The sequence below is a fragment of the Streptomyces sp. E11-3 genome (assembly GCF_046540415.1).
Lineage (GTDB): Bacteria > Actinomycetota > Actinomycetes > Streptomycetales > Streptomycetaceae > Streptomyces.
Window position 1 is genome coordinate 1 of record NZ_JAZGRL010000256.1, and the last position, 580, is coordinate 580.

The following is a 580-nucleotide window of genomic DNA, read 5'->3' on the forward strand; positions in this document are numbered from 1 at the left end:
ACCAGAAACCGTCCGTTGCGGTTCTCCAGATAGGTCACGCCCCACGTCTGCATCTGCAGTTTCGACAGCGTATCTCTCTGCTGCCTGATTTCCGCCAGGTTCGCCGCTATCCGGTTCCCCTGGTACCACAGCACCCCGCTCAGGCTGGCGAACAGCAGCCCTGACACCATGGTGATGGTCAGCCACGTCCGCCCGACCATTCGCAGCACGCTCAGCCGGTTCGACTGCATCGCCGCGTTCATCCCCTGTTCGTGGGCGCTGATGGCGTCGTTGATTCTCTTCGCGCTTGCGTTCAGTTCCGATTTGACAACGTTCTCGTGCTTGCTGAATGCGGCTTTCAGCCTCTCTTCGGTAAGCTGCTGCTGTGCTTTCGATTTCTCCTCGAAGTCCCTCGAGGCCGTTAAAAGACTGCTCATAAATGGCTCCCCTCAGTCGGATATTTCGCCCCCCGTCCGGGTCGGCAATGCTGATACTGTTTTTTGTGGTTCTGACCACCTCAAAACCGGCCGCTGTGAGCGCCCCTGTGACGTCATCACGCGTTTTCAGCTCTCCTGATGAGGCTAACATCAGCAAACCCCGT

1 protein-coding gene is annotated in these 580 nt (G+C 57.9%); it reads right to left on the reverse strand.

Features of this window, described 5'->3' with window-relative positions; genetic code table 11:
- Window positions 1-416: MbeB family mobilization protein (locus tag U9R90_RS36715; protein ID WP_411061854.1), on the reverse strand; the 416-nt coding region annotated here is incomplete at its 3' end.
- Between the last annotated feature and the right edge of the window lie 164 nt (window positions 417-580).